18 protein-coding genes, 1 tRNA gene, 3 rRNA genes and 1 pseudogene are annotated in these 26,933 nt (G+C 49.8%); 16 read left to right on the top strand and 7 right to left on the bottom strand.

Translation table 11 applies throughout. The annotated features are described in order from the left end of the window. Positions 1–8: 8 nt before the first annotated feature. From LJ046_RS00250 to LJ046_RS00235, 4 genes are all read left to right on the top strand, one after another. Entirely contained in the window at positions 9–1,892 is a 1,884-nt protein-coding gene (locus LJ046_RS00250) for a PTS sugar transporter subunit IIBC (RefSeq protein WP_002876922.1), read from the top strand. An 83-nt stretch (positions 1,893–1,975) separates the two neighbouring features. After that, positions 1,976–2,758, top strand: coding sequence for a MurR/RpiR family transcriptional regulator (locus tag LJ046_RS00245; protein ID WP_035176410.1), 783 nt, complete (start codon positions 1,976–1,978; stop codon positions 2,756–2,758). After that, a complete protein-coding gene (locus LJ046_RS00240) occupies positions 2,758–3,258 on the top strand; it encodes a hypothetical protein (protein WP_002876924.1) in 501 nt (166 codons plus the stop codon). Before LJ046_RS00245 ends, LJ046_RS00240 begins: the two co-directional genes overlap by 1 nt. Before the next feature lie 5 nt (positions 3,259–3,263). Continuing rightward, the gene (locus tag LJ046_RS00235) at positions 3,264–3,752 is read left to right on the top strand and encodes a PTS sugar transporter subunit IIA (protein ID WP_002876925.1); all 489 of its coding nucleotides are present in this window, start codon (positions 3,264–3,266) and stop codon (positions 3,750–3,752) included. Positions 3,753–3,964: 212 nt separating this feature from the next. Here LJ046_RS00235 and LJ046_RS00230 read toward each other — a convergent pair whose 3' ends face one another. Continuing rightward, a complete protein-coding gene (locus LJ046_RS00230) occupies positions 3,965–4,459 on the bottom strand; it encodes a GNAT family N-acetyltransferase (RefSeq protein ID WP_035176412.1) in 495 nt (164 codons plus the stop codon). 210 nt (positions 4,460–4,669) lie between these two features. Here LJ046_RS00230 and sufC point away from each other — a divergent pair. From sufC to rrf, 5 genes and pseudogenes are all read left to right on the top strand, one after another. Beyond that, positions 4,670–5,449: pseudogene (gene sufC, locus LJ046_RS00225) on the top strand (Fe-S cluster assembly ATPase SufC). A gap of 176 nt (positions 5,450–5,625) precedes the next feature. Then, positions 5,626–6,042 carry a SufD family Fe-S cluster assembly protein gene (locus LJ046_RS10255; protein WP_035176414.1) on the top strand — a complete coding sequence of 139 codons (417 nt, stop codon included), beginning with the start codon at positions 5,626–5,628 and terminating at the stop codon, positions 6,040–6,042. Between the two features lie 630 nt (positions 6,043–6,672). After that, positions 6,673–8,236 (top strand): 16S ribosomal RNA (locus LJ046_RS00205). Positions 8,237–8,453: 217 nt separating this feature from the next. Then, positions 8,454–11,361 (top strand): 23S ribosomal RNA (locus LJ046_RS00200). A gap of 69 nt (positions 11,362–11,430) precedes the next feature. After that, positions 11,431–11,547: ribosomal RNA gene (gene rrf, locus LJ046_RS00195) — 5S ribosomal RNA — on the top strand. The 16S, 23S and 5S rRNA genes sit together here, the layout of an rRNA operon. A 290-nt stretch (positions 11,548–11,837) precedes the next feature. Here the strand turns inward: rrf and nhaC are convergent. Further along, positions 11,838–13,217 (bottom strand): Na+/H+ antiporter NhaC, encoded by a 1,380-nt coding sequence (gene nhaC / locus LJ046_RS00190; protein WP_002880089.1) that lies wholly within the window; start codon positions 13,215–13,217, stop codon positions 11,838–11,840. 533 nt (positions 13,218–13,750) lie between these two features. Here nhaC and LJ046_RS00185 point away from each other — a divergent pair. The 3 genes from LJ046_RS00185 (at position 13,751) to LJ046_RS00175 (ending at position 15,939) form a co-directional block, all read left to right on the top strand. Next, positions 13,751–13,838: transfer RNA gene (locus LJ046_RS00185), tRNA-Ser, on the top strand. 268 nt (positions 13,839–14,106) lie between these two features. Continuing rightward, positions 14,107–15,108 carry a PTS sugar transporter subunit IIB gene (locus LJ046_RS00180; RefSeq protein ID WP_002880091.1) on the top strand — a complete coding sequence of 334 codons (1,002 nt, stop codon included), beginning with the start codon at positions 14,107–14,109 and terminating at the stop codon, positions 15,106–15,108. 18 nt (positions 15,109–15,126) lie between these two features. After that, positions 15,127–15,939, top strand: a complete 813-nt coding sequence (locus LJ046_RS00175) for a PTS mannose/fructose/sorbose transporter subunit IIC (protein ID WP_002880092.1) — start codon at positions 15,127–15,129, stop codon at positions 15,937–15,939. Positions 15,940–16,025: 86 nt separating this feature from the next. Here LJ046_RS00175 and LJ046_RS00170 read toward each other — a convergent pair whose 3' ends face one another. Next, complete coding sequence (locus LJ046_RS00170; RefSeq protein ID WP_002878880.1) at positions 16,026–17,075, bottom strand: IS30-like element ISL7 family transposase; 1,050 nt, start codon at positions 17,073–17,075, stop codon at positions 16,026–16,028. 144 nt (positions 17,076–17,219) lie between these two features. Between LJ046_RS00170 and LJ046_RS00165 the strand changes: the two genes are divergently transcribed. Further along, a complete protein-coding gene (locus LJ046_RS00165) occupies positions 17,220–18,134 on the top strand; it encodes a PTS system mannose/fructose/sorbose family transporter subunit IID (protein ID WP_002880093.1) in 915 nt (304 codons plus the stop codon). 9 nt (positions 18,135–18,143) lie between these two features. Next, the gene (locus LJ046_RS00160) at positions 18,144–18,512 is read left to right on the top strand and encodes a DUF956 family protein (protein ID WP_002880094.1); all 369 of its coding nucleotides are present in this window, start codon (positions 18,144–18,146) and stop codon (positions 18,510–18,512) included. Positions 18,513–19,140: 628 nt separating this feature from the next. Here the strand turns inward: LJ046_RS00160 and LJ046_RS00145 are convergent. After that, positions 19,141–20,511, bottom strand: coding sequence for an amino acid permease (locus LJ046_RS00145; RefSeq protein WP_002880095.1), 1,371 nt, complete (start codon positions 20,509–20,511; stop codon positions 19,141–19,143). A gap of 192 nt (positions 20,512–20,703) precedes the next feature. Between LJ046_RS00145 and LJ046_RS00140 the strand changes: the two genes are divergently transcribed. Continuing rightward, positions 20,704–21,546 (top strand): C40 family peptidase, encoded by an 843-nt coding sequence (locus LJ046_RS00140; protein WP_002880096.1) that lies wholly within the window; start codon positions 20,704–20,706, stop codon positions 21,544–21,546. Between the two features lie 190 nt (positions 21,547–21,736). Here the strand turns inward: LJ046_RS00140 and galE are convergent, their stop codons facing one another. Then, positions 21,737–22,726, bottom strand: a complete 990-nt coding sequence (galE, locus tag LJ046_RS00135) for a UDP-glucose 4-epimerase GalE (RefSeq protein WP_002880098.1) — start codon at positions 22,724–22,726, stop codon at positions 21,737–21,739. Between the two features lie 80 nt (positions 22,727–22,806). Further along, the gene (locus tag LJ046_RS00130) at positions 22,807–25,947 is read right to left on the bottom strand and encodes a DUF3427 domain-containing protein (protein WP_002880099.1); all 3,141 of its coding nucleotides are present in this window, start codon (positions 25,945–25,947) and stop codon (positions 22,807–22,809) included. 138 nt (positions 25,948–26,085) lie between these two features. Between LJ046_RS00130 and LJ046_RS00125 the strand changes: the two genes are divergently transcribed. After that, positions 26,086–26,394 (top strand): hypothetical protein, encoded by a 309-nt coding sequence (locus tag LJ046_RS00125; RefSeq protein WP_035176861.1) that lies wholly within the window; start codon positions 26,086–26,088, stop codon positions 26,392–26,394. Between the two features lie 44 nt (positions 26,395–26,438). Here LJ046_RS00125 and LJ046_RS00120 read toward each other — a convergent pair whose 3' ends face one another. After that, a complete protein-coding gene (locus LJ046_RS00120) occupies positions 26,439–26,855 on the bottom strand; it encodes a helix-turn-helix domain-containing protein (protein ID WP_002880102.1) in 417 nt (138 codons plus the stop codon). Between the last annotated feature and the right edge of the window lie 78 nt (positions 26,856–26,933).

The raw sequence follows: 26,933 nt of genomic DNA, 5'->3' as shown, positions 1-26,933 counted from the left end.
GATTGCTTATGATGCAGAAACTACAGAAATTCGGGGCGGCGATGTTCGTGCCTGTCCTGCTTTTCTCTTTCGCCGGTATCGTGGTTGCCTTAACCAGCCTGTTCAACAACCCGTTGATCTTTGGCTCACTGGCAAACACCAATACCTTCTGGTACGGTCTGTGGGACACCGTTCAACAAGGTGGCTGGACCGTCTTTAACCAAGTTGACATGCTCTTCGTGGTCGGCCTGCCAATCGGGCTGGCTAAGAAGGCCCACGGGCGGGCAGCCATGGAAGCCATCGTTACCTACTGGACTTTCAACTACTTTATCGCTGGTTTCCTGACCCACTGGGGTGCCTTCTTCGGCCTTAAGGACTACGTTAATACCCAGATCGTGGCCAACTCAGCCAACAATGGTTTGACCATGATTGCCGGGATCAAGACCCTGGACACCAGTATCGTTGGTTCCCTGGTCATCGCCGGTATCGTGGTTTGGCTGCACAACCGCTACTTTGACAAGAAATTGCCGGACTTCCTGGGTACCTTCCAGGGTTCAGCCTTCGTTGTCATCTTAGGCTTCGTGGCCATGTTCCCAGTTGCCTTCCTGACCTGCCTTATCTGGCCAAGGGTACAAATGGGCATCACTGGTTTGCAGGAATTCATGGCATCCAGCGGCTTGATCGGGGTTTGGATCTTCAACTTCCTGAACCGGGTCCTGATTCCAACTGGCCTGCACCACTTGGTTTACATTCCGTTCCAATACGGTCCGGCCGTGGTTGCCGGGGGCTTGCAACCATGGTGGCTCAAGCACTTGACTGAATTTGCCGAAAGCACTAAGAGCCTGAAGAGCCTGGCTCCAAACATGGGCTTCATGCTTTACGGGAATGAAAAAGTCTTCCTTGTGCCAGCCATCTGCCTGGCCTTCTACCACACTGCCAAGAAGGACAAGAAGAAGCAGACTTCAGCCTTGCTTTTACCAGCTGCTTTGACTTCATTCCTGGCCGGGATTACTGAACCTGTTGACTTTACCTACCTCTTCGCGGCTCCAATCCTCTGGGTTATCTACTCAGTTCTGGCCGCAACCATGAATACCACCATGTACATCTTCGGCGTTGTCGGCCAAATGACTGACGGGGCCATCGGGATTGCTTCCATGAACTGGCTGCCGCTGTGGGCTAACCACTGGCACACCTACATGGCCCAATTCATCATTGGTCTGATCTATGCCGTGATCATCTACTTCATCTTCCGCTTTATGATCGTCAAGTTCAACTACGCTACTCCAGGCCGGGAAGCTGACGACCAGGAAGTCAAGCTGATGAACAAGAAGCAATACAAGGAAGCCAAGGCTGCTGAACAAGCTGCTGAAGCTGCCGGGCAAAACTCCTCTGACCCATACATCGCGAGAGCTACGGCTTACACGACTCTCTTGGGCGGACCGGAAAACATTGCTGAAATCACTTCCTGCGCAACCCGTTTGCGGGTAACTGTCAAGGATCCTGACAAGGTCGGCGCCGATGCTGCCTTCAGAAAGAACCAGGCAGTCGGGGTTGTCCGTCACGGTTCAGCCATCCAGGTCATCGTTGGTCTGGACGTTGCCCAAGTTCTGGAAAGAATTGAAGATATTATTGCCGACAGCGGCAACACCGTTGCCAAGGCCGAAGTCGACCCTGATGAAGAAAAGGCCACCGGCTACCTGGACCTGCTGGGCGGCAGAAGCAACATTAAAGAACTGACTTCCTGCTCAACCAGAGTAAGAGTCCACGTCTTTGACACTAAGAAGGTTGCCGGCGACGACGACTTCAAGAAGTTCGGGGCCAGCGCCGTTGAAAGACGGGATGACCAGGAAATCGACATCGTGGTCGGCCTGGAAGCTGAACGGGTTGTCGACAAGATGAAGGAAATTATGTAAGTTTTTAAATTGGTCTAAGCCCATAAAAGTGCTATTCTGTTAACTAGGTGAAAACGTCAACAAGTTAGCAAGAGGAGACTTTTATGGCAGGACTAAAAGCACGAATCGTGGAAAAATCAAGTTATCTGAATCCATCGGATAAGAAGATCTTGAATTACTTGCTGAACAATGCCGCTGAATGCAGCGAACTCAGTCTGGCGAAATTGGCCAAGAAGCTTTATGTTTCAGAATCGGCCATTTTTCGCTTATGCAAAAAGATCGGTCTAAGTGGCTACAGCGAATTGAAATACGAGCTGGCAGATTTTTCCAAGGGGGAGAAGCGGATGGTTAAGCAGCAAGATACCTTCTCCGAGCGCCTGGTCAAGAATCTGCACTTAGAGCTCAGCTATTTCAGGACACTGGATTTTGAAAGCTTTTATTCGACCTTAAACCAGACAGAAAATATCTACATTTACACCACCGGCTGGCAGCAGGCGTCTATCGCCAGCTATCTCTCCAACCAGCTCCTGGTGAATGTGGGCAAGCCGACGGTTGTCATGCCATCAGCGATTAGTGAATTGAAGATGTCGAAGAATTGGCTGCAAGACCATGACCAATTGATTGTGATTTCCTTTTCCGGGGAAGATCCTGACTTGTGCCAGCTCCTGGATGAGCTGCACCTGCTCAATGAGCATTTGACGATTACTTCGCTGACGACCATCAAGGAGAGCCGGCTGGCCAGTCTGTCTGACTACAGTCTCTTTTTCCAGCCAAGTCTCTTCCATGAGAGCAACAGCACCAAGAACTGGGCTTTTAGTCCGGCTTATATAATGATTGATTTATTGATTAACGGCTACTGCGAGTGGCTGAGAAAAGAGGATGAATAATGCAAGAGAAAGCTTTGAATTGGCTAGACAGGTTGACTAAGTCCGCCCGTCTGACGCCGAAAAGAATTTTAAAGATCTACACCTTCGTCCTCTTTTTTGCCCCGCTAGCCTACCTGCTGCTCTTGCAGCTGCGGGCCGGGGCGGCCAAGCGGACGATCACTGACTTCATCGCGGCCAGTCCCGCGACCACGGTGTCAATTATCGTGGCGGCCGGTGACTTTCTCTTGGGTTACCTCTGCTGGATCGACGGAGAGGCCCTCTTGGCCGACCGGCGCCAGTACATGAAGTTCATGAAGCTGCAGCTGTGGACCCAGCTGATCGTTGGCAACTGGTTCTGTCTCCTCTTCGCTATTTTTGCTCTGCGGCGGGGAGAGGATTTACCTGAAGTGAGCAAGGTAAAGCCGAGCCAGCTGCTGTCCTTGACCTACTTGATTGCTTCTTTATTCGTAATTTGTTTTGTGTTCTATGTAGTTCTCGCCTTTAGAGCGGTGAAAGGTTGATATTCATGTTTAATTTCTTTAAAAAGTCCAAGTCAAAAGGCAATGAAGTCAAGGCGCCCATCAAGGGCAATCTGATTCCCCTGTCCGAAGTCAGCGATGACGTCTTCTCCCAAAAGATGCTGGGCGACGGTTTTGCCGTTAAGCCGACCGGCCAGGAAGTAGTTGCCCCGGTTTCCGGGACCATTACCACCCTGTTCCCGACCAAGCACGCTATCGGCATCAAGACGGCCGAAGGGCTGGAAGTCTTGATCCACTTGGGGATCGACACGGTGGAACTGAAGGGGGAACCCTTCAAGCTCTTCGTTGAGCAAGGCGATTCAGTCAAGGCTGGCGACAAGCTGGCAGAAATGGACATAGCCGACGTGGCTGACCACGGCCTGGACAACACGGTCATGGTGGTTTACACTAACATGGACCTGCTTAAAGAAGTTAAGGATGTCGACCCGCGCCCTGTAGAGGCGGGCGACGACGCACAGGAAATTGCCTTTAACTAAAGCGCGTGATGATTTTTACCATTTTTAACATTACTCTTTAATCCAAAACTTTTACTTTATACTTTTACTCCTCTATTTTAAAAAACTTTCTTTACTAACTCACAAATCGCCAGACTTTAAAAAACTTTCTTTACTAACTCACAAATCGCCAGACTGCTCCGGGACCTTTCCCGGGGCAGTTTTTTGCATGAAAAAAGCAGCCTTGCGGCTGCTTAGGCGAGGCTTTTAGCCATCATTTGGTGGGGGATGCCGGCTTCCATGAAGACGGGGCCGACATCGTGGTAGCCATTGGCCAGGTAGAAGTCCCGGGCACTGGCTTGGGCGTGCAGATAAAGTTCTTTGGTTAAGTTATTTGCCAAAACGTAGTTTTCAATGGCGCCTAACAGCTGGCTGGCAATCCCGCGGTGGCGGGCAGTCTTTTGCACGGCGACCCGGCCGATGTAGAAACGGCCTTCTTCGCTGAAGAAGCGGGCGGCCGCCAGGGCATTGCTTTGGTCTTCATTTAAAAGAAAGACATGGTAGGCAGAAAGGTCCTGGTCGTCCAGTTCAGGAACCGTGATTTCCTGCTCGGCAACGAAAACGTCATCGCGGATTCTGGACAGGCAGAAGACCTCCCGGGCAGAGAGCTCGTTAAAATGTTTGACTTGAATTTCTTTGCTGAAATCGTTTTTCTGACTTTTTTTCACGGTTAACAGGATCCTTTCCATAACTAGTTGATTATGTTTAGTCAGTGTAGCAGGCTAGAATGATTTGTCAAATTACTTACTTATTTTCTGAAGTTTTCAGATATTTTTCTGGTGATTTGCGATCTTTTAAAAAATCGCATATTTCTCCTTTCGTCCTCTATAACCACTAGGCCTTGTGTGCTGTAAATAAACGTGACACTAAATTTTGTAGATAACTAGTTGAGGTGAGTCATGTCAGAGTTAACAATTACTGATTTGCACGTAGAAATTGCCGGCAAGGAGATTCTCAAAGGGGTTAACTTGCAGCTGAAAACCGGGGAGATCCATGCCATTATGGGACCAAATGGGACGGGGAAGTCGACCCTGTCAGAAGCCATTATGGGCAACCCGGCATATAAGGTAACCCAGGGGTCGGTCAAGCTGGATGGGCAAGAGCTGCTGGATTTGCCAGTTGACGACCGGGCCCGAGCCGGCCTCTTTTTGGCCATGCAGTACCCGGCTGAAATCCCTGGCGTCAGCAACGCTGAATTCATCCGGGGGGGCTTTGAACGCCCACCGGCCGGAAGGCGATCCAGTCCCGGCCCGGGAATTCCTCCAGGAACTGTATGAAAAGATGGACTTTTTGGACATGAAGGCCGAAATGGCCCAGCGCTACTTGAACCAGGGCTTTTCCGGTGGGGAAAGAAGCGTAACGAGATCTAACAGATGCTGATGATCAAGCCCAAGTTCGCGATTTTAGACGAAATCGACTCCGGCCTAGACATTGATGCTTTGAAGGTGGTCTCTAAAGGGGTTAATGACCTGCGGGGGCCAGACTTCGGCGCCTTGATGATCACCCACTACCAGCGCCTTTTGGACTACGTTGTGCCTAGCAAGGTCCACGTTATGATGGGCGGCCGGGTCGTGGCTGAAGGCGGGCCGGACCTGGCCAAGCGCCTGGAAAAGGGAGGCTACACCAAGCTGCGCGACGAGCTGGGCCTGGAGATTGAACTGACGGATGAAGACGTTTAAGGAGGAAGCATGACCGCACAAGCATGGTTTGCAAAAATGCGGTCAGAAGCCTCTGCCGCTTTGCCGGACTTGCCTAGGTCCGACGTTGCCAAGGCGGACTACCGGGCCTGACCCCTGTCTTTGACCCGGCCCTTGCAAAATAGGGAAGCTTTTTCCATTGAAGCTGGGTCAGAATTTTGGGCAAAAACACGACCGCCTACTTAAAGCGGGTAGCCTGGGTCGGCCGGGACGCCAAGTTGGACTGGGCCATGGGGATGCTGAGCGACGGGAAGATTCTGTCTGACTATGACTCTGACCTTTACGTGCAGGGAGCCAGAGCCGAGATGAACGTGATCGCCATTACTATCGGCGACCAGCATGACGACCATGATGACGATGGGGATCACGGGCACGGCACAAAAAAGGAAGATGCTGGCCGGGGCGTCGATTTTGACCAAGACGGCAAACAGGGTCAAGGGAGCCAGAAAGGCATAGGCGAATTGGCTGAGGTAGCGGCTGGAAGAGCCCAGCTGCTTGATAAGACGGGTTTTGATCATGGAAGTTGGATCAGCCTTTCTAAAAAAACAAAAACAATAGTCCAAAATGGAATATAGGACATAAGGAACACAAGAAAAATTATGTGAAAAATGAAAAGGATTTGATAACTGTACCAGGGAAGAAAAAGTGAGGGAAAGGGCTGCCAACAGCCAAATAGCACGACGACTTTATTTTCAAAGCTCTTCTTATAAGAGATACAGACAAGCAGCGAAAGGCAAAAGAGGAGATAAAAGAGCAGATAAAAAACCAAAAACAAAATTATTTTTCCCGGCAAAAAGGGCAAAAAACGAACGAGGAATTCATTGAAGAATTAAAAAGAAAGATAAAGCAGAATAAGAGAAGCAGAAGCGGCAAGGCAAAATATTACAACTCTGCCGGCTGTACCCATGATAAAGCGAATGAAAAGGTGGATTTGACCTTTCAACAATAACGAGTATACTAATATTTGTTGTCGCGGCGAAGAAGGAATTCGCCGGAGACACGAAAAAGAAAATATCAAAAACTTGTTGACAAGAAGTCAACAAGCGAGTAAGATATAAAACGTTGCGTCACTAAGACGCAAGTTGGTACTTTGAAAACTGAACAAAGTTTCGCAGTGTGCGGGTCAAACAATGTTTGATCCAAACAAATAAGCGAAGTCAATTCGCAAGCAAATAATCTGGAGCAGATTAAAAAGACTCAATTTTCAAATTGAGAGTTTGATCCTGGCTCAGGACGAACGCTGGCGGCGTGCCTAATACATGCAAGTCGAGCGAGCTGAATTCAAAGATCCCTTCGGGGTGATTTGTTGGACGCTAGCGGCGGATGGGTGAGTAACACGTGGGCAATCTGCCCTAAAGACTGGGATACCACTTGGAAACAGGTGCTAATACCGGATAACAACATGAATCGCATGATTCAAGTTTGAAAGGCGGCGCAAGCTGTCACTTTAGGATGAGCCCGCGGCGCATTAGCTAGTTGGTGGGGTAAAGGCCTACCAAGGCAATGATGCGTAGCCGAGTTGAGAGACTGATCGGCCACATTGGGACTGAGACACGGCCCAAACTCCTACGGGAGGCAGCAGTAGGGAATCTTCCACAATGGACGCAAGTCTGATGGAGCAACGCCGCGTGAGTGAAGAAGGTCTTCGGATCGTAAAGCTCTGTTGTTGGTGAAGAAGGATAGAGGCAGTAACTGGTCTTTATTTGACGGTAATCAACCAGAAAGTCACGGCTAACTACGTGCCAGCAGCCGCGGTAATACGTAGGTGGCAAGCGTTGTCCGGATTTATTGGGCGTAAAGCGAGCGCAGGCGGAATGATAAGTCTGATGTGAAAGCCCACGGCTCAACCGTGGAACTGCATCGGAAACTGTCATTCTTGAGTGCAGAAGAGGAGAGTGGAACTCCATGTGTAGCGGTGGAATGCGTAGATATATGGAAGAACACCAGTGGCGAAGGCGGCTCTCTGGTCTGCAACTGACGCTGAGGCTCGAAAGCATGGGTAGCGAACAGGATTAGATACCCTGGTAGTCCATGCCGTAAACGATGAGCGCTAGGTGTTGGGGACTTTCCGGTCCTCAGTGCCGCAGCAAACGCATTAAGCGCTCCGCCTGGGGAGTACGACCGCAAGGTTGAAACTCAAAGGAATTGACGGGGGCCCGCACAAGCGGTGGAGCATGTGGTTTAATTCGAAGCAACGCGAAGAACCTTACCAGGTCTTGACATCCTGCGCTACACCTAGAGATAGGTGGTTCCCTTCGGGGACGCAGAGACAGGTGGTGCATGGCTGTCGTCAGCTCGTGTCGTGAGATGTTGGGTTAAGTCCCGCAACGAGCGCAACCCTTGTCTTTAGTTGCCATCATTAAGTTGGGCACTCTAAAGAGACTGCCGGTGACAAACCGGAGGAAGGTGGGGATGACGTCAAGTCATCATGCCCCTTATGACCTGGGCTACACACGTGCTACAATGGGCAGTACAACGAGAAGCAAACCCGCGAGGGTAAGCGGATCTCTTAAAGCTGTTCTCAGTTCGGACTGCAGGCTGCAACTCGCCTGCACGAAGCTGGAATCGCTAGTAATCGCGGATCAGCACGCCGCGGTGAATACGTTCCCGGGCCTTGTACACACCGCCCGTCACACCATGGAAGTCTGCAATGCCCAAAGTCGGTGGGATAACCTTTATAGGAGTCAGCCGCCTAAGGCAGGGCAGATGACTGGGGTGAAGTCGTAACAAGGTAGCCGTAGGAGAACCTGCGGCTGGATCACCTCCTTTCTAAGGAAAACGGATGGATGGAGAGCAGAAATGCTAAAAGAAGTCCACCAGTTACGGAAGCACACTGCAAAAGAAACTTTGTTCAGTTTTGAGAGTATCAGCTCTCACTTGTACGTTGAAAACTGAATATCTTAATTCCAAGAAAAAACCGAGAATCATTGAGAACAATGAAAACATTGCAAAGCGACCGAGAGAGTTCGAAAGAACAAACTTGCAAGGTCAAGTGAAGAAGGGCGCACGGTGAATGCCTTGGCACTGGAAGCCGATGAAGGACGCAACTAACCGCGAAAGTCTTCGGGGAGCCGTAAGTAGGCTTTGATCCGGAGGTCTCCGAATGGGGGAACCCAGCATGTGCAGACATGCTATCCTTAAGTGAATACATAGCTTAAGGAAGGAACACGCAGCGAACTGAAACATCTAAGTAGCTGCAGGAAGAGAAAGAAATATCGATTTCCCAAGTAGCGGCGAGCGAACAGGAAAGAGCCCAAACCGGCAGATTTATCTGCCGGGGTTGTAGGACTGAGACATGGCACTTCAGAGGATAGCAGAAGCGTTTGGGAAAACGCGCCAGAGAGGGTGAGAGCCCCGTAAGCGAAATCCAAAGAAGGCCTATCAGTATCCTGAGTAGGGCGGGACACGTGAAATCCCGCTTGAATCCGCGAGGACCATCTCGCAAGGCTAAATACTAACCAGTGACCGATAGTGAACCAGTACCGTGAGGGAAAGGTGAAAAGAACCCCGGGAGGGGAGTGAAAGAGAACCTGAAACCGTGTGCCTACAAGTAGTCAGAGCCCGTTAACGGGTAATGGCGTGCCTTTTGTAGAATGAACCGGCGAGTTGCGTTAGTCAGCAAGGTTAAGTCAGAAAAGACGGAGCCGCAGCGAAAGCGAGTCTGAATAGGGCGAGCAGTTGGCTGACGCAGACCCGAAACCAAGTGACCTACCCATGACCAGGTTGAAGGCGCGGTAAAACGCGCTGGAGGACCGAACCCACGTAAGTTGAAAATTGCGGGGATGAGTTGTGGGTAGCGGTGAAATTCCAAACGAACTTGGAGATAGCTGGTTCTCTCCGAAATAGCTTTAGGGCTAGCCTCGCAAAGAGGATGCTGGAGGTAGAGCTCTGTTTGGACTAGGGGCCCGTCAAGGGTTACTGAATTCAGATAAACTACGAATTCCAGACATTTATGTGCGGGAGTCAGACTACGAGTGATAAGATCCGTAGTCGAAAGGGAAACAGCCCAGATCACCAGTTAAGGTCCCAAAATTCATGCTAAGTGGAAAAGGATGTGGAGTTGCGCAGACAACTAGGACGTTGGCTCAGAAGCAGCCATCATTCAAAGAGTGCGTAATAGCTCACTAGTCGAGTGACGCCGCGCCGAAAATTTACCGGGGCTAAGCATGATACCGAAACTGTGGATGTGCATTTATGCACGTGGTAGGAGAGCGTTCTAGCGGCGGTGAAGCATGACCGAGAGGACATGTGGAGCTTCTAGAAGTGAGAATGCCGGTATGAGTAACGAAAGACAGGTGAGAATCCTGTCCGCCGCAAGACTAAGGTTTCCTGGGGCAGGCTCGTCCGCCCAGGGTAAGTCGGGACCTAAGGCGAGGCCGAGAGGCGTAGTCGATGGACAACAGGTTGAAATTCCTGTACTGCACCGAATCGTTATGAGCGATGGAGGGACGCAGGAGGCTAGCAGCGCGTGGTGCTGGATACCACGTTCAAGCGTCAAGTCTGAGAGTGAGTCAAATGCTTGCTTTCATAAGGACAAGGCGTGATGAGGAGCGAAATTAAAGTAGCGAAGGCTGCGACGTCACACTGCCGAGAAAAGCTTCTAGCCAGAAACGGTGCACCCGTACCGCAAACCGACACAGGTAGTCGAGGAGAGTATCCTCAGGTGAGCGAGAGAACTCTCGTTAAGGAACTCGGCAAAATGGCCCCGTAACTTCGGGAGAAGGGGCGCTGGTCGCAAGATCAGCCGCAGTGAAAAGGCCCAAGCAACTGTTTATCAAAAACACAGGCATCTGCAAAATCGTAAGATGAAGTATAGGTGCTGACACCTGCCCGGTGCTGGAAGGTTAAGAGGAGAGCTTAGCGCAAGCGAAGGTTTGAATTGAAGCCCCAGTAAACGGCGGCCGTAACTATAACGGTCCTAAGGTAGCGAAATTCCTTGTCGGGTAAGTTCCGACCTGCACGAAAGGTGTAATGATTTGGGCACTGTCTCAACGAGAGACTCGGTGAAATTATAATACCCGTGAAGATGCGGGTTACCCGCGACAGGACGGAAAGACCCCATGGAGCTTTACTGCAGTTTAATATTGGGTATCTGTCAAGCATGTACAGGATAGGTAGGAGCCGGAGAAGATAGGACGCCAGTCTTATCAGAGGCGCTGGTGGGATACTACCCTTGCTTGACGGATGCTCTAACTCAGGCCTGTGATCCAGGCCGAGGACAGTGTTTGACGGGCAGTTTGACTGGGGCGGTCGCCTCCTAAAGTGTAACGGAGGCGCCCAAAGGTTCCCTCAGAATGGTTGGAAATCATTCGCAGAGTGTAAAGGCAAAAGGGAGCTTGACTGCGAGAGAGACAACTCGAGCAGGTACGAAAGTAGGGCTTAGTGATCTGGTGGTACCGCATGGAAGGGCCATCACTCAACGGATAAAAGCTACCCTGGGGATAACAGGCTTATCTCCCCCAAGAGTTCACATCGACGGGGAGGTTTGGCACCTCGATGTCGGCTCGTCGCATCCTGGGGCTGAAGTTGGTCCCAAGGGTTGGGCTGTTCGCCCATTAAAGCGGCACGCGAGCTGGGTTCAGAACGTCGTGAGACAGTTCGGTCCCTATCCGTCGTGGGCGCAGGAAATTTGAGAGGAGCTGTCCTTAGTACGAGAGGACCGGGATGGACGCACCGCTGGTGTACCAGTTGTCTTGCCAAAGGCATCGCTGGGTAGCTATGTGCGGACGGGATAAGCGCTGAAAGCATCTAAGTGCGAAGCCCCCCTCAAGATGAGATTTCCCATTTCTTCAAGAAAGTAAGACACCTCAGAGACGATGAGGTAGATAGGCCGGGAGTGGAAGAGCCGTGAGGCTTGGAGCAGACCGGTACTAATCAGTCGAGGACTTGACCAAAAGAGCAAAGCAATGAGGTTTTGACTTGGAAGAGATATTCAGTTTTGAGCGTGCAAGCTCAAGCAAGAGTGCGGTGGCAATAGCAAGAAGGATACACCTGTTCCCATGCCGAACACAGTAGTTAAGCTTCTTAACGCCGAAAGTAGTTGGTGGGAAACTGCCTGCGAGGATAGGAAGCTGCCGCGCGAATCAAGAGTCAGACGGAAGTCTGGCTCTTTTTGTTTTCTATTGTGTTTCTTGCTATTTATCAGCAAATCTTTACTCTCTATTTATCTGTTTACTGCTAATCGCCTGTAATCCCCTCTCTTACCTGCTGTTAGTTGCTTATGGCCCATCTACTTAAGGCATTTTCTACAGCGCTGAAAGGGAGGAGAGACTAACAGGATACTTGCTTATCTCCTTTGGCCACACTAAAAGCCTGTCTCCAGCTGGAAACAGGCTTCTTTAATTCATAATTTAAGAGAACAGGATAAGGCTTAAGCCACTTTTTCCTGCTTCCACTTCAGACCGATGCCGGTAAAGCCGCTGAGGATAGAGAAGACAGGTGACAGGAGGCTGAACATGGTGAAGGGGAGGAAGTCCAGAACTGGTACGCCTAAGGCTGAAGCCACAAAGGAACCAGCCACCCCCCAAGGGATCAAGTAGTTGATGACGCTGCCCCCGTCTTCCAGGGCCCGGCTGAGGGCCAGGGGGTCAAGACCGATCCGCTTGTAAGCAGGCTTAAAGGCGTTGGCCGGCAGGATAACGGACAGGTATTGTTCACCGACGAAGAGGTTGATCCCAATCCCGGCCATGATTGTCGTCAAGATCAGCCGACCCGGCTTCTTAAGGCGTTCAACCAGAGGCTTCATGGCGCTGTCGATAATGCCCAGGTGCATCAAGATTCCGCCCAGGGCCAGGGTCATGATGATCAAGGAAACAGTCCCCATCATGCTGGAGATCCCGCCCCGGGTCAAGAGGGCGTCAACGGTCTTGTTGCCGGAATTTGAAACGTAGCCGGATTCAATCAGCGTTGCCAGCTTTTGCATCTTGAAGCCCGGATTTTGGACAAAAATTATGGCAACGGACAAGAAGATGTTGGCAAAAAGCGTTTGAATGGCTGGCACCTTTTTCCAGGCGCAGGCGAACATCAAGATGATCGGCAAGGCTGACCAGAAGGAAACTGAGAAGTTTTGGCGGAGGCTGCTTTCTACGGCAGCGATGCCGGATAAGGAAGTTGCCTTATTGCTCTGGCCCAGGAAGAAGAAAAAGAGCAAAGAGCCGATAAAGGCGGGAATGGTTGACCACATCATATTCTTGATATGCTCAAAGAGGTCAGTTTCAGCTACCGCGGAAGCCAGGTTGGTTGAGTCAGACAGAGGGGACATCTTGTCGCCGAAGACGGCGCCGGAGATAATCGCCCCAGCTGTCAAAGCCGGGTTGATGTCTAAAGTGCTCCCCATCCCAAAGAGGGCGATCCCGACGGTGGACACGGTCGTAAAGCCGGACCCGATGGCTAGGCCGACCAAAGAGCAGACCAGGAAGACCGAGGGAACGAAGAAGTGGCTGCTGATCATATGAAAGCCCAGGACCATCAAGAATGGAATAATCCCGGCCTGGATCCAGACAGCAATCAAGGTCCCAATTAAAAGGAAGAGAAAGATCGGGACAATGGCCGTGGAAATCCCCTGGCTGATCCCCTTCATGACTTCTTCCCACTCAAAGCCGCGGATCTGCAGCCAGAAGATGAGCAAGGCGATGACAGTCAAGACCGGGATCTGCGGGGACATGCCAAAGCCGATGACGCCCCAGCCCAGCATGACCAGCAGCAAAATAAGAATAGTTACTGCTTCTTTAAAACTGATTTGTTTTTTCATGTGTTTGTTCCTTAGTTAAATCTGTATTTGCTTTTGCCAGTTTAAACCAAGACTTGATATCGCTTCATATTTCTCCTTTCTGCAAACAAAAAGCCCCAGCCGAGTCGGTTGACTCAGGCTGGGGCGCTTATAGGCACGGTACCACCCAACTTTGCAGCATGCTGCACTTACTTTAGCCGTAACGGGGCTGGACCGGTCGAGTTGCTTGATCCCGTAATTTGCTGCTCCAGGCCTGTCCGGTTCGCATCAACCACCGGTTTTCTGAGCGCTGAGCCTGGCTGCTACTAAAAGATCACTCGAATTTTTATGTTTCCTACTATAACATTATGAGCTTTGTTAAGCAACGCTTTTGCTAATTCTTTTTTAAGCAGGCGGGAAGACAATAGCCAAAAACGATGAAAAGTGAGACCGGCTTTCAATTGATTTGCAGATATCGTCTGTTTTGGAGGAAAAAGACGCAAAAAAGCAGAAAAAATCTCTCAAAAGGGTTTGACGGACCCGGAAAAGTTTGCTAATATTAATGTACATGACTTGGAGTAGTACTCAAGTGGCTGAAGAGGCGCCCTTGCTAAGGGTGTAGGTCGGGAAACCGACGCCAGAGTTCGAATCTCTGCTACTCCGTTATAACAACAAATATATAAGACAAGCGACTGATTTGACTGAATCAGCCGCTTTTTTTCAGCTAATAAGTATTTTTCTTTTCTTAATTAAAACTGGTATTTTTCGCAAAAATGCAATTTTTGGGCCTCTTTTTGCGTTATTGTAATGCATTTTCAGTCATAGAGATAAAATTAACGAAAAAGTTGAAAAAGGTTTCAAGAAAGTGCTCCACGTAAGCGCTTTTTATTGTATAATAGGAACGTACCGAAGTTTTTGAGGAGGAAATATCATGGTAGGAATTGTTTTAGCTAGCCATGGCGGTTTCGCGGACGGTATTGCCGAATCCGCGCAAATGCTCTTTGGCCCACAAGACAATTTTGCCCATGTCATTCTGAAGCCTTCTGAAGGCCCAGATGATATTAAGGGTAAGATGAATGAAGCGATTGCTTCTTTTGCAGACCAGGAAGAAGTTTTGTTCCTGGTTGACCTGTGGGGTGGCACGCCTTTCAACCAGGCAAACGGTTTGCTCGACGGTCACGACAAGTGGGCAATCGTTTCCGGTTTGAACTTGCCAATGGTAGTTGAAGCCTTGACCCAAAGAATGATCAATGACAAGGCTACCGCGCAAGACATCGCGACTGCGATCATTAAGCCAGCTAAGGATGGTATCAAGACCAAGCCTGAAAGCTTAATGCCTGCAGTGGAAAAGGCAGCTGCACCTGCAGCCGCAGCTGGCGCTCCTAAGGAAGCAATCCCAAAAGGGACTGTTTTGGGCGACGGTCACATTAAGATCGTTGGTGCCAGAATTGACTCACGTTTGTTGCACGGTCAAGTTGCAACTGGTTGGATTCCAGCACTTCACCCAGACCGGGTTATCGTGGTTTCTGACAAGGTTGCCAAGGACGACCTGCGCAAGAGCATGATCCGTGAAGCTGCTCCAGCTGGTACGGTAGCACACACCGTTCCATTGTGGAAGATGAAGGAAATCTATGAAGACCCGCGTTTTGGTAATACGCGCGCCTTCTTGTTGTTTGAAAACCCAGAAGATGCTTTGCAAACGATCAAGAACGGCGTAGACATCAAGACTTTGAACGTCGGCTCCATGTCATACAGCAAGGGCAAGGTTAACGCCAACAACGTTCTGTCCATGGATCAGACTGACGTCGACACTTTCCGCGAACTCGAAAAGATGGGCATCAAGTTCGACGTCCGCAAGGTTCCTTCAGACACCCCTGAAAACATGGATTCAATTCTTAAGAAGGCACAAAGCCTGCTCGATGAACAAAAGTAGTGGGAAAAGGAGTTAAAAATGGACTTAAATGCTATTCAAGTCATCCTGGTGATTGTGGTAGCTTTCCTGGCCGGGATGGAAGGTATCCTGGATGAATGGGAATTCCACCAACCATTGGTTGCATGTACTTTAATCGGTTTAGTTACTGGCAATCTTACCTTGGGTATTATGCTCGGTGGTTCTTTGCAAATGATCGCTTTGGGTTGGGCCAACATCGGTGCCGCTGTCGCACCTGACGCAGCTTTGGCCGCTGTTGCCTCAGCCATCATTTTGATCAAGGGTGGTCAAGGTACCAAGGGTATCGGGACTGCCACTGGCTTGGCCATCACTTTGGCCGTTGCCGGTCTATTCTTGACCATGTTGGTCCGGACTATTTCAACTGCCATCGTTCATATCATGGACAAGTACGCCGAAAAAGGTAACTGGCGCATGATCAACGTATGGCAATGGATCGCTGTCTGCTTGCAGGGTCTGCGCATTGCTATTCCAGCTGTCTTGTTGCTTGCTATTCCAACTGAAACTGTTAGAAGCGCACTGGCTGCTATGCCAGCCTGGCTGTCAGCTGGTATGACCATCGGTGGTGGTATGGTTGTTGCCGTAGGTTACGCTATGGTTATCAACATGATGGCCAGCCGTGAAGTATGGCCATTCTTCGCCATTGGTTTCGCTTTGGCCGGCGTTAAGGACTTGACTTTGATTGCTTTGGGTGCGATTGGTTTATCTATGGCCTTGATGTACCTCGCTTTGGAAGAAAAGGTAAGCAAAGGCTCTGGCGATGCTGCTGCAGCTGGTACTGGTGACCCGCTGGGCGACATTATTGATGACTATTAGAAATCAAGCCAGAAAGGAGAGATAAATCATGACCGCCAATTGCAAGAATAAATTGAACACTTACCATAACATCTGGTAGATTTTGACTATCTACGCCGGTAAATGCGGTCAAGTTCGGTGTCAAAGTACTCTTCTGGAGTCTTGTAGTTTAAGATCTTCCGAGGAAGAGAGTTGCACCATACCTCGATCTTAGCAATATCTTCCACACTGTACTTATCCATACGGTCTCCCTTGGGAATATAGCGTCTGATAAGCCCGTTGTGCCGTTCTACGCTGCCTTTATCACAAGATGTATAAGGATGAGCGTAGTACACAAGAGTCTTGGAAACTTGCTCAAGATTGGATAGATCTGCGAACTCAGATCCGTTGTCAGTTGTGATAGACTTAAAGATTTGATTCCATTTGGATCCGTAGTACTCTCGAAGCTTATCAAATGCCTTCATAACGCTAGCTGAGGTCTTATCCTCAATCTTGATCATGAAGAACTGACGCGTCTTTCGTTCGCACAGAGTAAGCAACACATCGTCGTCCTTAGTCTTGTGTCCAAGAACCAGATCGCATTCCCAGTGGCCAAAGTCCTTACGGCTTTCGATTCTAGGACTACGTTCATCGATGCTTCGTCCCAGGATACGCTTGTTTACACGGGCACGACGAGTCTTAGTATTGCGCTTGACCTTCTCTGGAAGATCACCGTTCTTGATGTCCATTAGGCCCAAGTCAACGTAGTTATACAGAGTTTTGGTTGATACGACCTGATCTTTCTGGAAGATTCCCTTGGCCAAAGCATAACCCACGCAAGCATCAAGAGACCAGCCTTGATTATGAAAGCAGTGGGAAACATAGTCGATGAACTTATGTCTGCGAAGAAACAAGCTCTTGCGGCCGCATTCGCTTCTATGTAGTTCGTAAGTGCTTTGCCCTTCGACAGCTTTATACCGCCTCACATTGCCGGTATACAGGGATACTGTGCCTCTTTTGAGCTCATATCCGACCGTGCTTGGTGAGCAGTTAAGTTCTCTAGCTATAGCACGATTAGAGTAGCCCTTAGAGTGCAGCTCCTGGATTGTAGTCCGGTCGTTTAGCGTAAGGTGCTTGCCCTTTTGGTGTGGTTTAGTGTTAGAATAAGAATGATCCATTTTAACCTCTCTAGAAATGTTTGTGGTAATTCATATTCTACCAGATGGTTGAAATGGATTTTTTGTGCTCTAATCCAGTGAAAACGATTTTTCTTACTGGATCGGAACAGTGTTCAGTTTAATTTTACAATCGGCGGATAAATCATGACTGAAAAGAAAGTAACTTTATCAAAGCGTGATCGTTGGGACGTTATGTGGCACTCACAATTTCTGCAAGGTTCATGGAACTACGAAAGAATGCAGAACGGTGGTTGGGCCTACAGTATGATCCCAGCTTTAAGAAAGCTGTACCCAAACAAGGAAGACATGGCTGCTGCTTTGCAACGTCACCTAGTCTTCTTTAACACTCACCCTTACTTGGCTTCACCAATCATTGGTGTTACCCTGGCTTTGGAAGAAGACAAGGCTAATGGCGTTGAAGTTGACGACGAAGCTATCCAAGGTGTTAAGGTTGGTATGATGGGGCCTTTGGCCGGTGTCGGTGACCCAGTCTTCTGGTACACTGTTCGTCCAATCCTCGGTGCCCTTGGTGCCTCAATGGCCATCAACGGTAACATCCTCGGGCCAATCCTCTTCTTCATTCTTTGGAACCTGATCCGTATCGCCTTCTTGTGGTACACTCAAGAATTGGGTTACAAGGCTGGTGCCGCTATCAGCTCCGACCTTTCAGGTGGTTTGCTGAAGAAGGTTACCCGTGGGGCTGCCATGATGGGTATGTTCGTCCTGGGTGCCTTGATCGAACGTTGGGTAAGCATCAACTTCACTCTGAAGGTTTCAGAAGTGCCAATCCAAAAGGGTGGTTACATCGACTGGACCAAGCTGCCAAGCGGTACTGCTGGTATCAAGGAAGCCTTGACCGAACAAGCTGCTGGTCTATCCTTGACTAATACCAAGGTTACTACTCTGCAAGACAACTTGAACATGCTGGTTCCAGGTTTGGCAGGTCTGCTGCTTACCTTCCTTTGCATGTGGCTCTTGAAGAAGAAAGTTTCTCCAATCGTTATCATCTTGGGGATCTTCGTTGTTGGTATCCTCTTCCACGTATGGGGCTTGATGTAAGATTAACAAATGGCTCAATCAATGAATAAGACCGTTGATCTGGCTATATCCGGAACTTGGTTCCGGGCCATGACTACCTATGGTAAAGTCATGATCGGCGATGAAGCTTTTGAATTCTATAACGAGAAGAATGTTGAAGACTATATCCAGATTCCTTGGGATCAGATAACTTATGTAGTCGCGGACGTTCACTTCAAAGGGAAGTACATTCCCCGCTTTGAGATCCGGACTAAGAAGGATGGGAAGTTCATCTTTATTACCAAGGATCCGAAGAAGACTCTGCGGGCGATCCGTAAGTATGTCCCGGCCGACCACATGCGGCAGGCTTTGGGAGTTTGGGATACGATCAAGCTCTTCTTTACTCGCAAAAAGAAATAGAATGGAAATAAGCCCGGACCAAGTCCGGGCTTATTTTTGTGCGGTAATGTTAAAAATCTCCGTGTTATACTGAAAAGAGAGTTTTGCCAATGGAGGATCGACATGAAAGCAAAGCAGGCGTATAAGCTGGTGGATCAGCTCCGCAATCCAGGACCAAGGAATTACTATATCGATTGTTTTCCAAAAATGGAGCCGCCAGACAATTTGAGATATTTGAGTGCTTGAGGTCGCATACGATTGGCGAAGCCTACGCGGACAAAATGCTCCTGTTGCTGTTAATGCTGGTCAGCCAGTATGAGACACACATTTTTTGGATCATGATCTGGCTAAAGAAACTTATCCTGACTTGCTTGACCTAGCTGCCTGTGGCTGATCTGCTGGAGATCAGCAAGAAGTTAGTTGATTGTGACAGACCATTACCTCTGGGTAAATGTCCTTTTTAGGGACAAGAAGCACTCTATTCCTTGCTCCGGATCGAAAGCGGCATTGATGCTGATCTGTATAAGCTTTCTAAGAAGTCCAAGAAGCTGGTTAATAAGCTGTTTAAGCGTAACGGCCTCTTCTTGGTGAAATACTAAAGTACATAAAAAAGCTGACCTTGCGGTCAGCTTTTGTTGTATCTCATTAATTATTTTGCTGCTTCTTTTTTCTTATTGAAGGCCTTGCTGAAACCATAGAGGACAGCGAAGGTAATCAAAGCCGTGATCATTGGGACCCGGTAGCTATCAAGGAAGAGGAGCAGGATAACTATGGCACCGAAGAAGGCCAAGAGCAGGTAGTCAAGGTATGGGTAAGCTGGCAGTTGGAATTCATGTAGCTGGTCCTTTGGCGTAACCTGCCGGTAGCGCAGGTGGGTCAAGGTCATGATGATCCAGATCAAAAGGAACATGCTGGTTGCCATTGATGAGATGAAGCTGAAGGCTTCGTCCCCCATAGTCATGGTGATCAAAGGTGCGCAGATGATGATTAAGGCTGAGAAGACCAGGCCTCTCATTGGCAATTGCCGGAGGTTGAGCTGGCCGAAGAACTTGCTCCACTTGCTTTCCCCGCCTAAAGTAACGGAGAAGAGCAGGCGGCCGGCACTGTAGAGGAAGCTGTTGGTTGCTGAAATAGCTGCCGTGATGACCACGAAGTTGATCAAGTTGCCGGCCCCCTTAAAGCCTGCTCCCATCAAAGCTTGGACGAATGGTGAGCTGAAAGTTGAAACCTTGTTCCATGGCAGGATCACCAAAATCCCGATAATTGCCAAAACGTAGAAGAGGATGATTCTCAGTGGCAATTCATTGATCGCGCTCCGGATAGTCTTGCGCGGATCCTTGGCTTCAGCGGCTGTCAGCCCGATCAGTTCCACCCCGATGAAGGAGAAGATAACCATCTGGAAGCCTTGCAAGAAGCCGCCTGCCCCGTTGTTGAAAAAGCCGTCAGCGTACAGGTTGCTAAAGCTGGACTGGCCGTACTTGGTTGAACCGGAGCTCAGCAGCATGAAGGCCGCGAAGATAACGAAGCCGACGATCATCAAAATCTTGATGATAGCGAAGGCAAACTCCAGGTTTCCGAAGAAGCGGGTAGAGATCAAGTTGATCAAGAGCAGGACCGCGACTGAGAGCACCCCGGGTAGCCAGGTCGGCAGGTTGGGCAGCCAGGACTTGAAGTAGATGCCTAAGGCCGTCGTTTCCGCCATGGCCAGGATCAGCCAGCTGAGCCAGTAAAGATAGCCAGTCACCTTGCCGATGTCCTTGCCGAGATATTTTTCAATAAACTCGATATAGGTGTGCTTCTTTAAGTCAGATAAGATCAGTTCACCCAGGGCCCGCATCAAGATAAAGAGGAAGAGGCCGACGATGATGTAGATCAAGATGACTGCCGGCCCTGCCTTCTGGATGCTGTTGCCGACCCCAAGAAAGAGGCCGGTCCCGATCGTCCCGCCTAGGGCAATCAGCTGAATGTGGGCATTGGTCAGTGTCCGTTTGTATGTACTTTGTGTTTTCTTTTCTTCCATAAGACCTCCATTGAGTTACATGAAATATTTTAACACAAGCTAGCAGAAAGTGAAATTAATTTAAGGAAATAGTCTATAAGGAAAAGGAATCTTAAGAAATAGGGCAATTTGTCCTCTTGCAAAAATGACTGGGATTATCTACGATTAGGATAAAGAAGGAAAAATAAGCGATTAAAGTTAGGAGCAAGGCAAATGTACGGCTTGATCAATCAACCAGCGGTCTTCATGACGGAAGACGACCTCAAATCCAGAAGAGATGAACTTTTATACGGCTGGGCTGTCAAGGCAACCGGGAAAAAGGAAGACTTTTGGTACGTAACCAGTCATTACGGCTATAAGGGCTACGTGCCAAAGGCCGCGGTAACTCCAGTTAGCCTGAAAGAAATCAAGGCGCGGGAGGTCAAAATCATCCGGCGGCCAGTAATTGACGTTCTGGCTGAGCCCAAGGTTTCAGCCGACATTCTGTTGACGGTTTATAAGGGCAGCCTGCTTAACGTGATGGATGAGCTTGTGGACGGCTATTACAAGGTTAAGCTCTTGGACGGACGAAGCGGCTGGGTTTCCAAGACGGCCTTGGCAAAGCGGCTGGATGAAGATGACTTCTTGTGGTCAGCAGATCCGGAATACTTTTTGCTTCAAGCCAAGCCGGATGAAGAAAGCTTCAGAAAGCAGGTAACGGAGACCGCCAAGGAGTACTTGGGCTACCAGTACCGGTGGGCGGGCAAGAGCCCCTTGGGGATCGACTGCTCGGGCCTAGTCTTCATGAGCTATATGCTAAACGGGGTCCTGCTCTGGCGGGACGCGGAAATCAAAGAAGCCTGGCCGGTGCACGAGATTGAGTTTGAAGACCTGCGGCCGGGGGACTTGATTTATTTCTCAGGACATATTGCCATGTACCTGGGCCACGGCAAGTACATTAACTCAACTGGCTATAAGGAGCACTTCGGGGTAGCCATCAGCAGCCTTCGTAAGGAAGACCCTAACTACCGAGCCGACCTCTTCCAGATGATCGAGAAGTGCGGCTCCCTGTTTTAAGAGGAATGAACTGGTCCCAATTGCTTATGCTATAATCGAGTAAATGAAGTACTTGGCTGGGATTGGGGCAGGCCTGGTCAGCATCAGTATTTTTGACTATTTAGCGCCAAAAAAGACTTAGCGTTGATAACAAATAAGTGCAAAAAAATAGTGGACCTTCCATCTGAGGAAGTTCCACTATTTTTTTGTCTTACTTGCTAAAGCCGTCAGGATGCTTTTGGTGCCAGTTCCAAGCGCTGGCGATGATGTCGTCGACATTTTCGTACTTCGGACTCCAGCCCAGCACCTTCCGGGCCTTGCTTGAGTCAGCAACGAGTGAGTCCGGGTCACCGCCGCGGCGTGGCCCGATAGTATAAGGAATGTCAACGCCGGTAACCTTGATGGCGGCCTTCAGGATTTCCAAGTTGGAGAAGCCGGTGGCCGTACCCAGGTTGAAGACGTCGCTTTGGTTAGTTTCCATCAAGTGCTTCAAAGCCAGGACGTGGGCGTCGATCAAGTCAACCACGTGCACGTAGTCGCGGACGTTAGTACCATCCTTGGTGTCGTAGTCGTCGCCAAAAATAGTAAAGTCACCGCCGCCAGCCAGGGCAGCCTTCATGATGTTAGGAATCAAGTGGGTTTCTGGATGGTGGTCTTCACCGATTGATCCGTCCAGGGAAGCACCCGCCACGTTGAAGTAACGCAGGGCGATGGACTTGATCCCGTTAGCCTTGTCAGCCCAGTGCATGATCTTTTCCATCATCATCTTGGTTTCCCCGTAAGGGTTGATTGGGTTAAGCGGAGTTTCTTCAGTGATTGGCAGCTTTTCAGGGATGCCGTAAGTCGCAGCGCTGGATGAGAAGACCAGGTACTTAACCCCGGTTTCTTCCATGGCTTCCAGCAGGCTGATCATGCCGGATACATTGTTCTTGTAGTACTTCAGCGGCTTCTTGACTGATTCGCCGACCAAAGAGTAAGCAGCAAAGTGCATTACGGCTTCGATCTTTTCCTTCTTCAAGACGTCAGTTACCGCATCCTTGTCCAAAAGGTCAACTTGGTAAAACTTGGCCTTTGGGTCAATAGCTTCCTTGTGACCAGTGAACAGTGAGTCCAAAACGACTACGTCATTGCCATCGGCAACCAGCCGTCTTACAGCGTGGGAGCCGATGTAGCCAGCACCACCTACAACTAAAATTTTCATGTTTACTCCTTTTTTATACTTTTTTGCAAAACCTAACTGATACCTAGTATAACAGAAAATGCTTTCCCCGGCTGAAGCAATTACAGGGCAATCGCCTTGTTGGCCTTGGCCAAAAGACTGGCCGGAATCGCCTGGTGCAGGTGCCAGACAAAGGAAACCGGCCGCTCGCCTGCACTTGAAACATAATCCGCGTTGCCTAAGAAAGTGTAAGCTGCTGTATAATTTCCCTGCTTTTTAAACTCTCTGACAAAAAGAGAAATCAGATTGCCGGTCTCACCCTGGTGGATATAGCGCTGGATCTTCGGACTGGCTGGCCGGTCCTGGCTCTGGCTCTGCCAGTGGAAAAGCTGGGCATTGATGGCATAGTCCTCATACATGGTTGACGGGGAGAAGTCTTTTTCACTCTTGTTCAGATTAATAAGGAAGATATCCGTCTTTTTATCAGCGAAGTACTTGACCCCCTCCCGGAATTCCGGGGACTGGTCCTGGTTGAAGTAGTCAAAGGCCGCCATGATCTGGTTGACATTGTAGTGGCAGTGGACTTCCAAGGGACAGGTGAAGGGGTATTCGTTAGCTTCCGGCAAAACGGTCAACTGGCTCAGCCGGTAGCGGAGGACTTCCATTAATTCCTCTTTGACGAAGTCTTCCTTTAAAAAGTCCCTAATCCCTTCATGCAGGTCCTTAAAGCCCAGTTGGGCCGGCTTTTTCTTGTAGAAGCTGTAGTAGAGCATCCCCAGCATCAAGCGTTCAGTCTCATTACTTGCCTCTTTTGGCGTCTTTAGGTAAGCCAGCCAGTAGTCCAGGAGCCTTTTGGAATCGATGTGGAAAAAGCTACTGAACTTCTGGTAGACCTGGTTTTCCACATCCCGGTCGTCAGTAATCAGTCCGGCCCATTTTTTCAAACGGAAAAGTGAACGTGACCCGCTGGCGTGGTAGAAGTCATAAAGACTCATGTCATAAGCCTTGAGGAAGTTGGCCAAGTTTAATTCCAGGCCCGTGTCTTCGCTAAAAGTCTTCACGCGCTGGGTCAAGCCCTTTTTGTTAGCCGTGTTCTGGCCAAGGTTGTCCAGGATGTACTTTTTGGCAACGGGCTCAAGCTCCAGATAGCAGGCTGCCGGCAGGTGCGGGAAGCCATCTCTGATTTCATATGGCAGGGCATGGCCTGGTCCGGTCAGGGCCTTGAACTTGGCCTCATAGTTATAGTGGCGGTTGGCCTGGCCGATGAAGTCCAGGACTGTCAAGCAATCCTTGCCCGGGCTGAAGCGGAGACCCCGGCCCAGTTGCTGGAGGAAGATGGTCGGGCTCTGGGTTGGCCGTAGAAAGAGGATGGTGTTGACGGCTGGGATGTCGACTCCTTCGTTATAGAGGTCAACGACAAAAATAAACTTGAGCTTGCCGGAGGTCAAATCCTCCTTAGCCTGCTGGCGGTCAGCCTGGGCAGTCTGGCCAGACAAAGCAGCGGAAGGGATGCCGGCCTGATTGAAGGCAGCGGCCATGAACTCGGCGTGCTTGACGCTGACGCAGAAGCCTAAGCCCTTGATGTCTTCCAAATTGTTGCTGTACTTGTCCAGGCTGCGCAAAATCAACTTGGCCCGGGCGTCGTTAGCCGTATAGACATTTTCCAGTTCGCTGACCTCGTATTGGCCCCGGCTCCATTTCATGCCGGAGTAGTCAACATTGTCGGTGACCCCGAAATACTGGAAGGGGCAGAGGAGCTGGCGGTCGATAGCCTCGCCTAACAGCATTTCGGCGGCAATATTGCCGTCAAAGTACTGCAAGATATCCTGTCCGTCCATCCGGTCAGGGGTCGCGGTCAGGCCCAGAAGGATCTTGGGCTTGAAGTGGCTGAGCAGCTTTTGGTAGGACTTGGCCGCGGCGTGGTGGAATTCGTCGATGATGATGAAGTCGTAGTAGTCGCTTGGCAAGAGGTCAGCCATTTTTTCTGAGTTAAAGGACTGGATGGAGACGAAAAGCTGGCTGATATCATCAGTCTTGTACTGGCCGACCAGTAAGTGGCCGAAGTTGAAGTCGTTGAGGACCTCGCGGAACTTTTGCAGACTCTGCTCCAGGATTTCCTGCCGGTGAGCGACGAAGAGGAGGCGGGCATGGGGATGCTCTGCCAAGTAGCGCTTGAAGTCAAAGGCGGCGATAACGGTTTTCCCCACCCCGGTGGCGGCAACGAGGAGATTTTTATAATGGCCGTAAACTTCCCGCTCAGCCTGCAGCCGGTCCAGGATCTCCTGCTGGTAGTTGTAGGGCCGGATGCTGGTTTCCAGGTGGAAGGTGTTTGCCTTATGCCGGTTGAGTTCTATCTGCAGTTTCTTCCGGCAGTCTTCCTGATCCGGGTCAAAAGTTTCAAAAGAGGGGTCGTTCCAGTAGCTTTCAAAGGAAACGGCAAATTTATTGACGATGTCAAAAGACTCCTGCTCAGTAACCTTGACATTCCATTCCAGGCCCGTGGTCAAGGCAGCGCTGGAGAGGTTGGAGGAACCGATGTAGGCGGTGGAGAAGCCAGTCTCTCTTTTAAAAAGATAGGATTTGGCATGCAGGCGGGCGTGGTCGGTCTCGTAGTTGATCTTGACTGTAGTGTTGGGCAGCTGGCTCAAGGTCAGGATAGCCTTGTAGTCAGTTGCCTGGGTATAGGTTGTCGCGATCACCCGCAGCTGGTGGCCGGCTTTTTGGCAAAAAGCCTCCAAATCTCCTAAAAGGGGGCGGATGGCCGACCACTTAATAAAGGAAACGAGCAAGTCGACCTGGTCAGAAGAGGCGATTTCCTTCTTGATTTCGCTGAGCATGCTGGGCTCATTTTTACTGCCGGTAAAAAGGGCATTCTCCACTATGGAAGTCTGGGGCCGGATGGGGGTAATCTTCTGGGACTGGGTCAGCTTGTGGTAGATGGAGGTCAGGACTTCGCCTTGTTCCAGGATCTGCAGGTCTTCGTAGTCGGCTTCGCCGGTATGCTGGGCGACCTGGTCGACGATGGAGTTGGCCAGGCGGATCTGGGCGATGAGGGCAGCCTTGTCTTCACCGGACTTGAAGCTGTCGCGGAGGTAGTGCAGGCCCGACCGGATGACCTGGGAGAGGTAGATGGTCAAGAGATGGCGGGAGTCATCAGCGTTTAGCTGTTCCAGTTGATAATTCCTGGTTTTTGGGTCGATTTTTTCCAGCTGGTCCAGGATTTCTTGGTTAAGGATTTGTTCATAAATACCGTCTTTCAGCATGCTTTTCCTGCTTTCTGAAGTGTTTTGCCTTAATTGTATCAGGTTCGGGGAAATTTGCTAAATTATGTCTTTTTGTTATTGCTCTCACAAAAAAGACTATGATATGCTTATAGCAAGATTTTTTACTAAGGGGGAAAAATGATGAAGAATTACATGCAACATCTTAAAGAGCGGGCCATTAGCGCTTATCCGCCTAAGACCAGCCGGCTGTGGAGTATCTGTATTGCAGCCGCGGTCATCATTGGCCTGCTGCTGAGCCATTTTGGCCAGGCCAAGTTTGGGGCTTCGCTTGCTGATTTCGCCCTGCTTTGCGGGATTGACTTGTTAGGAGTGACTTTTGCCAAGCACGGGGTCAATATTTTTCTGGCCTACTTACTGGCGGCGGCCTTGTATTTTGCGGTTTCTGTCTTATTGACTTTTTACATCATGTCATCCAACAATTTATAAGAAAGCAAAAGGAGCTGACTTCTAGTTAAGAAGCAGCTCCTTTCTTATTTAGTCGAATTGATCCAGTGAAAACCAGCCCCGATGAGCCAGATGGCGCCTCCTAAAATAAAGAGGACCCAGCTGGTGGACCAGCGGCCGGTCGCGATGCTGGCCAGCAGGTAGACAGCAATGACGATAGTCCAGTAGATGCTGTTGATCCTGCCCAGGCGCTTAGTGTTCGGCCGGTCCATCTCTTCGCCTGGTTCGATGGTCTGCCCTTCTTGCTTGCCGTCTTTCAGCAGGTAGTCAGCTGACACGTCGTATAAAACCGTCAGTTTGGCGATGTATGATATGTCGGGCACGCTGTCGCCGTTTTCCCAGCTGGCCACCTTGGCTTGTGTGGTCATTAATTTTTCCGCTAATTCTTTTTGGCTTAAGCCATTCTTCTTGCGCAGGTCGCGCAGCTTGCTTGGAAGCATCATGTTTTTCCCCCTCATCAATCTCTCTTCGATAATATTATAGCCTCTAGCCAGCTTAAAAGCTCGCGGGGAAAGAAAAAG

The organism is Lactobacillus delbrueckii subsp. jakobsenii ZN7a-9 = DSM 26046 (assembly GCF_001888925.1).
Taxonomy (GTDB): domain Bacteria; phylum Bacillota; class Bacilli; order Lactobacillales; family Lactobacillaceae; genus Lactobacillus; species Lactobacillus delbrueckii.
This window is presented reverse-complemented; position numbering and strand designations above follow the sequence as displayed.

Coding starts and splice junctions, on each gene's coding strand:
- LJ046_RS00250 (WP_002876922.1), top strand. CDS start 9: ATGATGCAGAAACTACAGAAATTCGGGGCGGCGATGTTCGTGCCTGTC.
- LJ046_RS00245 (WP_035176410.1), top strand. CDS start 1,976: ATGGCAGGACTAAAAGCACGAATCGTGGAAAAATCAAGTTATCTGAAT.
- LJ046_RS00240 (WP_002876924.1), top strand. CDS start 2,758: ATGCAAGAGAAAGCTTTGAATTGGCTAGACAGGTTGACTAAGTCCGCC.
- LJ046_RS00235 (WP_002876925.1), top strand. CDS start 3,264: ATGTTTAATTTCTTTAAAAAGTCCAAGTCAAAAGGCAATGAAGTCAAG.
- LJ046_RS00230 (WP_035176412.1), bottom strand. CDS start 4,459: ATGGAAAGGATCCTGTTAACCGTGAAAAAAAGTCAGAAAAACGATTTC.
- nhaC (WP_002880089.1), bottom strand. CDS start 13,217: ATGAAAAAACAAATCAGTTTTAAAGAAGCAGTAACTATTCTTATTTTG.
- LJ046_RS00180 (WP_002880091.1), top strand. CDS start 14,107: ATGGTAGGAATTGTTTTAGCTAGCCATGGCGGTTTCGCGGACGGTATT.
- LJ046_RS00175 (WP_002880092.1), top strand. CDS start 15,127: ATGGACTTAAATGCTATTCAAGTCATCCTGGTGATTGTGGTAGCTTTC.
- LJ046_RS00170 (WP_002878880.1), bottom strand. CDS start 17,075: ATGGATCATTCTTATTCTAACACTAAACCACACCAAAAGGGCAAGCAC.
- LJ046_RS00165 (WP_002880093.1), top strand. CDS start 17,220: ATGACTGAAAAGAAAGTAACTTTATCAAAGCGTGATCGTTGGGACGTT.
- LJ046_RS00160 (WP_002880094.1), top strand. CDS start 18,144: ATGGCTCAATCAATGAATAAGACCGTTGATCTGGCTATATCCGGAACT.
- LJ046_RS00145 (WP_002880095.1), bottom strand. CDS start 20,511: ATGGAAGAAAAGAAAACACAAAGTACATACAAACGGACACTGACCAAT.
- LJ046_RS00140 (WP_002880096.1), top strand. CDS start 20,704: ATGTACGGCTTGATCAATCAACCAGCGGTCTTCATGACGGAAGACGAC.
- galE (WP_002880098.1), bottom strand. CDS start 22,726: ATGAAAATTTTAGTTGTAGGTGGTGCTGGCTACATCGGCTCCCACGCT.
- LJ046_RS00130 (WP_002880099.1), bottom strand. CDS start 25,947: ATGCTGAAAGACGGTATTTATGAACAAATCCTTAACCAAGAAATCCTG.
- LJ046_RS00125 (WP_035176861.1), top strand. CDS start 26,086: ATGATGAAGAATTACATGCAACATCTTAAAGAGCGGGCCATTAGCGCT.
- LJ046_RS00120 (WP_002880102.1), bottom strand. CDS start 26,855: ATGATGCTTCCAAGCAAGCTGCGCGACCTGCGCAAGAAGAATGGCTTA.